The sequence below is a fragment of the Luteibacter sp. PvP120 genome (assembly GCF_054055715.1).
In genome coordinates, this window is record NZ_JBSRXP010000001.1 from 985661 (window position 1) to 992363 (window position 6703).

Genomic DNA, 6703 nt, shown 5'->3' on the forward strand with positions numbered 1-6703 from the left:
GGGCGCCCTCACTTCAGGCTGATGGTGGTGTTGACGCCGTGACCCGTGCCGCCGTCGTCGAACCAGCGCGAGGTGACCGTCTTGGTCTGCGTGTAGAACATGACCGCCTGCTTGCCGTACGGCCCCAGGTCGCCCAGCTTCGAGGCGCGCGAGCCCGTGAACGAGAACAGCGGCACCGGCACCGGGATCGGCACGTTGATGCCGACCTGCCCCACGTCGATGTCTTCCTGGAAACGACGCGCCGCGGCGCCGCTGCCCGTGAACAACGCCGTGCCGTTGCCGTTGGGGTTGGCGTTGACCAGCGCGATCGCCTCATCCAGCGTGTCCACCGTGAGCACGACGAGCACGGGACCGAAGATTTCCTCGTCGTAGATACGCATGCCTGGGCGCACGCCCGAGAAGATGGTCGGACCGACGAAGTTGCCCTGTTCGTAGCCCGGCACGCGGCAATCGCGGCCGTCCAGCTCCAGGGTGGCGCCTTCGGCCACACCGGCGTCGATCAAGGCGTGCACGCGATCGCGCGCCGCGCAGGAGATGACCGGGCCGACATCCGTACCGGCCTCGCTGCCCGCATTGATTTTCAATGTCTTCGCGCGGGCCACCAGGTCGGGCAGCCATTCGCGCGCGGCGCCGACCAGCACGGCCGTCGAGGCCGCCATGCAGCGCTGGCCCGCCGCGCCGAACGCCGCGCCGACCATCGCGTTGAGCGTTTGCTCGCGATGGGCGTCGGGCAGCACCACGGCGTGGTTCTTCGCGCCCATCATGCACTGCACGCGCTTGCCGGTCTGCGAAGCACGATGGTAGACATGGGTGCCGACGCGGGTGGAGCCGACGAACGACACCGCCTTGATCTGCGGGTGGTCGCAGATCGCGTTGACCACGTCCTCACCACCATGCACCACGTTGAGCACACCGCGGGGGATGCCCGCCTCCACCGCCAGCTCGACCAGGCGCATGGTCACCATCGGGTCCTGCTCCGACGGTTTCAGCACGAAGGTGTTGCCCGTGGCGATCGCCATCGGGAACATCCACAACGGAATCATCGCCGGGAAGTTGAACGGCGTGATGCCCGCGCACACGCCCAGCGGTTGCAGCAGCGTGTACGTATCGACACCGCCGGCCACGTTGTTGGCCAGCTCGCCCAGCTGCAGGTTGCCGATGGCCGCCGCGTGTTCCACCACCTCCAGGCCGCGGAACACGTCGCCTTCGGCATCGGGCAGCGTCTTGCCCTGCTCCGCCGTGAGCGTCGCGGCCAGTTCGGCCATGTGCTCGCGGATCAGTTGCTGGTACTTGAGGAAGATGCGCGCCCGCGCACCGATAGGCGTCTTGCGCCATGTGACGAAGGCTCGGCGCGCGGCGTCCACCGCCGCCTCGACTTCCGCGGGCGTGGCGAAGGGCACGCGTGCCAACACTACTTGCGTGGCCGGGTTGACCACGTCACGCCATTGCGTGGTGGTCGATTCGACGAACTCGCCGTCGATCAGCAGCTTTACCGTGGCGACATGGGTCGCGGCCGGGTTCATCTCGTTCATTGTCCAGTCTCCAGATCGCTCACCCGCGAAACCGGGCGTGCGAGGGACAAGACAAGTGATTCGAGACAACGGACGCCGCGTCGAGTCAGCTCATCCGGTTGCCCACCGCAACACCCGAGGAAGACACCGCATGCGATGTCTACCACGGGCCGGTCTCCGGGCTTGCGAGCGATGCGGCATGCATCAGCCCGACACCTTCCCGCGTTGCCGCAGTGGTTCTGAGTCGGGTTTTCTCGCCTACCGTTGCGGGGGCAGCGCCGGCATCGGACCGGCTTCCCGTTTCACCCTGCGCACCGGAATGGCGGCGGCAGGACACCTGTGGCCCATCGATTGTAGGCGGCGCAACGCATGGGGACACGCTGCGATGCAGTAAACGGCGGGGCTACGGCGTCAGGGCGTGGGGTCATGATCGGGCATCACCCCATCGCTCCGGGCGTGATGAGCGCAGCGACGTCACCCCGCCCATTGATGAATCCACGACATAGGACCAAGCGTGTTACCCCGCTTAATCGCTGGGTTGAGGGTGGCGCGCACCACGCGCAGCGTCTCGCCCACCGAGGCGGGCGAACGGCTGATCGGCAGCGTGGGGCCGCGCTTCGACGAGATCGAGGCGGAGATCGAGGCCCTGGGCGAGCTGCGCGAACGCCCGGCAGGCAACCTGCGCATCACCACCGCGGAGCATGCCGCGCAATCCATCGTCATGCCTGCGCTGGAACGGTTTCTGCCGCAGTACCCGGACATCCATGTCGAGCTGAGCGTCGATTACGGGCTGGTGGACATCGTGGCCGAGCGCTACGACATCGGCATCCGCCTGGGCGAGCACCTGGCCAGGGACATGATCGCCGTGCCGGTTGGCCCGCCCATGCGCATGGCCGTGGTCGCCACGCCCGGCTATTTCGAGCGGCGCACGCTCCCGCGCACGCCACAGGACCTGACCGGGCACAACTGCATCAACCTGCGCCTGCCGACCTATGGCAGCCTGTACGCCTGGGACTTCGAGAAGGACGGCCGCGAAGTGAAGGTGCGGGTGGAGGGCCAGTTGATCCTCGACGGCATGAACGCGATCGTCCGTGCGTCCCTGGCTGGCCTGGGCCTGGCCTGGGTACCCGAGGACGTGGTCTCGCGGCATGTCGAAGCGGGAGCGCTGGTGCGTGTGCTGGAGAACTGGTGCGAACCCTTCGCCGGCTATCACCTCTATTACCCCAACCGCCGACAGCCCGTGCCGGCCCTTACCTTGCTGGTGGATGCACTGCGTTACCGAGGCTGAATCGTCCACCAAACCTTGACATATGGCCGATTGACACCACCTCCTGTGTAGCCGAGGATCGTTTCAGGCCGCGCCCGGGTCCCGGTGTCGCGCAGCACGCAGGAGAAACACCATGAGCCAGCGCCACCTCATCCTCGCCGCATGGTTGGCCCTGGCCGTCGTGTCATATGTCGCCGGGTCGGTCACCGGAACACTGCTGCTCGTCGGTGCAGGCGTGGTCACGGAAACGCTGTTCTGGTTCAACCTGATGCAGCAGCGGCGCATGCAGCGCGTGCGTGTGGTTGCCCGTCGGCGCTGAGGTTGTCTGGATCGCCCGCATCGTGGGCTCCTACGTAGGTAGTCGGCGCAACGTGTACCTGTAGGAGCGGACGATGTCCGCGATCCACTCCCGCGACCACACACCCGCAAACACGCCCCCACACAACCCGCCCTACCTCCCCACGCAACAACACGCAATTTCACGTCACGGCAGATGATCCGGCGGCGATAATACGGGCATGACCCGACGCAACGCCCCGCCTACCATTCCCGCCAGTTTCCCTACGCCCACCGACACCCGCGGCTTCGTCCGCGTCCGTGGCGCACGCGAACACAACCTGAAAAACATCGACGTCGACATCCCGCGCGACGCCCTTGTGGTGTTCTCCGGCGTTTCGGGCTCCGGCAAATCCTCGCTCGCCTTCGGCACGCTCTACGCCGAGGCGCAGCGGCGCTATTTCGAATCCGTGGCCCCCTACGCGCGGCGCCTCATCGACCAGGTGGGCGTTCCCGATGTCGACGACATCGAAGGGCTGCCGCCGGCAGTGGCGCTGCAACAGCAACGCGGCACGCCAGGCACGCGCTCGTCGGTGGGTAGCGTCACCACGTTATCCAGCCTGGTGCGGATGTTGTATTCGCGCGCCGGCTCGTACCCGCCGGACCAGCCGATGCTGTTCGCCGAGGACTTCTCACCGAACACGCCGCAGGGCGCCTGTCCGCATTGCCATGGCCTGGGGCGCGTCTACGAGGTGACCGAGGCCTCGATGGTGCCCGATCCCACCCTGACCATCCGCGAGCGGGCCATCGCCTCGTGGCCACCGGCCTGGCATGGGCAGAACCTGCGCGACATCCTGGTCACGCTGGGCTACGACGTGGACATCCCGTGGAAGGACCTGCCGAAGAAGCAGCGCGACTGGATACTGTTCACCGAGGAAACGCCGACGGTACCGGTGTATGCGGGCTTCACCCCCGCCGAAACGCGTGCCGCGCTCAAGCGCAAGACCGAGCCGAGCTACATGGGCACGTACATGGGCGCGCGTCGCTACGTGCTGCACACGTTCGCGAGCACGCAAAGCCCGTTGATGAAGAAACGCGTGTCGCGCTACATGATCGGCAGCCTGTGCCCGCTGTGCGACGGCAAGCGGCTCAAGCGCGAGTCGCTGGCGGTGACCTTCGCCGGCCTGGACATCGGCAGCCTGTCCGCGCTGTCGTTCGATGCGCTGGTGGACACGCTGCGGCCCATCGCCGAAGGCCGCTTCGACGACGACTCAAGCACGAGCACGCGAAGCCGCGCCGCAGGCAAGCGCGCCGACGCGAAGCGTGTGGCCGGCGGTGGCGCCGCGCACCAGGGCTCATCGGACGTGCGCCGCACCTCGCACCTCTCGCCGGAGAAACGCATCGCCGCGCAGCGCATCGCGCAGGACCTGCTGGTCCGCGCGGGCACGTTGCAGTCGCTGGGTCTGGGCTACCTGTCGATGGACCGCGCCAGCCCTACCTTGTCGCCGGGCGAATTGCAGCGCCTGCGCCTGGCCACGCAGATCCGCTCCAACCTGTTCGGCGTGGTCTATGTACTCGACGAACCCTCCGCCGGCCTGCATCCCGCCGACGGCGAGGCGCTGCTGTCCGCCCTGGAACAACTGAAGCGATCGGGCAACACCCTTTTCGTCGTCGAACACGACCTGGACGTGATGCGCCGCGCCGACTGGCTGGTCGATGTCGGTCCCGATGCGGGCGAACACGGTGGACGGATCCTCTACAGCGGACCGCCGGCGGGCCTGGCCGATGTCGCCTTGTCGCGCACCGCGCCCTACCTCTTCGGTAAGACGCATCCGCGCGAACGCCCGCCGCGCATGCCGTCCCGCTGGCTGGAACTGAAAGGCATCACCCGCAACAACCTCCACGCACTGGATGTCGCCTTTCCCCTGGGATTGTTCACCGCCGTGACGGGTGTCTCCGGATCAGGCAAATCCAGCCTGGTCAGCCAGGCCCTGGTCGAACTGCTCGGCGACCACCTGGGCCACGAGCCCGCGTCCGTCGACGATGAGACCGACGACGCCGCGCCCGGCATCGTCACGAAAACCGGCGGTCGCATCCACAAGGGCGCGGACACCATCACCCGCCTGGTCCAGGTCGACCAGAAACCGATCGGACGCACGCCGCGCTCCAACCTGGCTACCTATACCGGGCTGTTCGACCACGTGCGCAAGCTGTTCGCGGCCACGCGAGCGGCCAAGGCGAAGCGCTACGATGCGGGGCGTTTTTCCTTCAACGTGGCCAAGGGCCGCTGCGACACCTGCGACGGCGAGGGCTTCGTCAGCGTCGAGCTGTTGTTCATGCCCAGCGTCTACGCACCCTGCCCCACCTGCCACGGCGCACGCTACAACGAGGCCACGCTCGCCATCCGCTGGAACGACAGGAATATCGCCGAGGTGTTGCAACTCACGGTGGAGGAAGCCTGCGAGTTCTTTGCCGACGAGCCCGCCGTGATAAAGCCGCTCCGTTTGCTCTACGACATCGGCCTGGGCTACCTGCGCCTCGGCCAGCCGGCCACCGAGCTTTCCGGCGGCGAAGCGCAACGGATCAAGCTGGCCACGGAACTGCAGCGTTCGCAGCGCGGCAGCAACTTCTACGTGCTGGACGAACCGACCACCGGCCTGCATCCGTCGGATGTGGACAAACTGGTCGCGCAGCTGCAGGGGCTGGTCGATGCGGGCAACACCGTCGTCGTGGTCGAACACGAGATGCGTGTCGTCGCGGGTGCCGACTGGGTGATCGACGTCGGTCCCGGCGCCGGCAGCGAGGGCGGACGCATCGTCGCCAGCGGCCCGCCCCGCGCCGTGGCCGCCGAAAGCGCCAGCCGCACGGCGCCCTACCTGGCGCGTGTCATCGGCTGATCAACCGCCCTCGGCGACCCGCAGTTCGTTGACGTCACGCACGCTGTAGACGTCGATCGCATAAGGCTGCCGGGTATCGCCGGTGGCCTTGAAGCGACCGAACACGGTGGCGTCGGCCCGCATACCCTTGGCAGCGACGGTCCGCCGGAACGACGAGACATCGCGCTTGCCCATCGCTTTCTCGTCCATGGCCAGCGCCACGGCGCCCTTGCACTGCGCGTCCGACAGCGTGGTGACCTTGCCCTCGCTGCTGGCGATGCCGCGCACGGTCACGGTGGTGTTGAGATAGCGCGCCGCTCCGTCGAGCACCGCACAGATCGAGTCCGGCGGCGTTTCCGGCGCCGCACGTGCGGTCGGCGGCGCGAAGGCCAGCACCCATGCCACGGCGACGGCGGTCGCCCCTGCCAACATCTTGGTTTTCATTGGTTACCCCCAGTTCCCGGCCCGATTTGGGCCTGGCCGTATGGACGGCCGAGGGAAGGACACCGCGTTTGCGGCGCCGCGTCAATAAGAAAAATGGTCAGTTGGGGAGGACGTGGGAGCAAGAGCCGGCGGGTGCCACCCTCGGGGCCACGCCTGCGGCGACCCGGATGAAAAGCCGCTAGCGCGGCCGTTTATCTGGTTCGCGCACATCGTGCGCTCCTACGCGCGGCCGTCTATCTATTCCCCTACGGGGCGGGTCGGGCTTCGAACGGGGGTTTCCGATTCGCCATCCATGGCTCAGCGGAAACGGCCGGCCGTCCTGGCCGGCC

At 67.4% G+C, this 6703-nt stretch carries 5 protein-coding genes and 1 riboswitch; of the genes, 3 read left to right on the top strand and 2 right to left on the bottom strand.

Annotated elements, in window-relative coordinates; all coding sequences use genetic code 11:
• Positions 1 to 8: 8 nt before the first annotated feature.
• Positions 9 to 1523: a CoA-acylating methylmalonate-semialdehyde dehydrogenase gene (locus ACVKN3_RS03905; RefSeq protein WP_354515951.1), complete on the bottom strand. Its 1515-nt coding sequence runs from the start codon at positions 1521 to 1523 to the stop codon at positions 9 to 11.
• 139 nt (positions 1524 to 1662) lie between these two features.
• Positions 1663 to 1867, bottom strand: a riboswitch (cobalamin riboswitch).
• Between the two features lie 188 nt (positions 1868 to 2055).
• On the opposite strand from ACVKN3_RS03905, the gene ACVKN3_RS03910 reads away from it, so the two are divergent.
• The 3 genes from ACVKN3_RS03910 (at position 2056) to ACVKN3_RS03920 (ending at position 5951) form a co-directional block, all read left to right on the top strand.
• Complete coding sequence (locus ACVKN3_RS03910; RefSeq protein ID WP_354515762.1) at positions 2056 to 2799, top strand: LysR substrate-binding domain-containing protein; 744 nt, start codon at positions 2056 to 2058, stop codon at positions 2797 to 2799.
• Positions 2800 to 2911: 112 nt separating this feature from the next.
• The gene (locus ACVKN3_RS03915) at positions 2912 to 3097 is read left to right on the top strand and encodes a hypothetical protein (RefSeq protein ID WP_036140654.1); all 186 of its coding nucleotides are present in this window, start codon (positions 2912 to 2914) and stop codon (positions 3095 to 3097) included.
• Positions 3098 to 3296: 199 nt separating this feature from the next.
• On the top strand, positions 3297 to 5951 hold the full coding sequence (locus tag ACVKN3_RS03920) for an excinuclease ABC subunit UvrA (RefSeq protein WP_354515760.1): 2655 nt from the start codon (positions 3297 to 3299) through the stop codon (positions 5949 to 5951).
• On the opposite strand, the gene ACVKN3_RS03925 is transcribed toward ACVKN3_RS03920, so the two are convergent.
• Positions 5952 to 6374 carry a hypothetical protein gene (locus tag ACVKN3_RS03925; RefSeq protein WP_354515758.1) on the bottom strand — a complete coding sequence of 141 codons (423 nt, stop codon included), beginning with the start codon at positions 6372 to 6374 and terminating at the stop codon, positions 5952 to 5954. It lies immediately after the preceding gene.
• Positions 6375 to 6703 lie beyond the last annotated feature (329 nt).

Bases quoted from the DNA above. Each gene is read 5' to 3' on its own strand.
- ACVKN3_RS03905 (WP_354515951.1), bottom strand. From the start codon at position 1,523: ATGAACCCGGCCGCGACCCATGTCGCCACGGTAAAGCTGCTGATCGAC.
- ACVKN3_RS03915 (WP_036140654.1), top strand. From the start codon at position 2,912: ATGAGCCAGCGCCACCTCATCCTCGCCGCATGGTTGGCCCTGGCCGTC.
- ACVKN3_RS03920 (WP_354515760.1), top strand. From the start codon at position 3,297: ATGACCCGACGCAACGCCCCGCCTACCATTCCCGCCAGTTTCCCTACG.
- ACVKN3_RS03925 (WP_354515758.1), bottom strand. From the start codon at position 6,374: ATGAAAACCAAGATGTTGGCAGGGGCGACCGCCGTCGCCGTGGCATGG.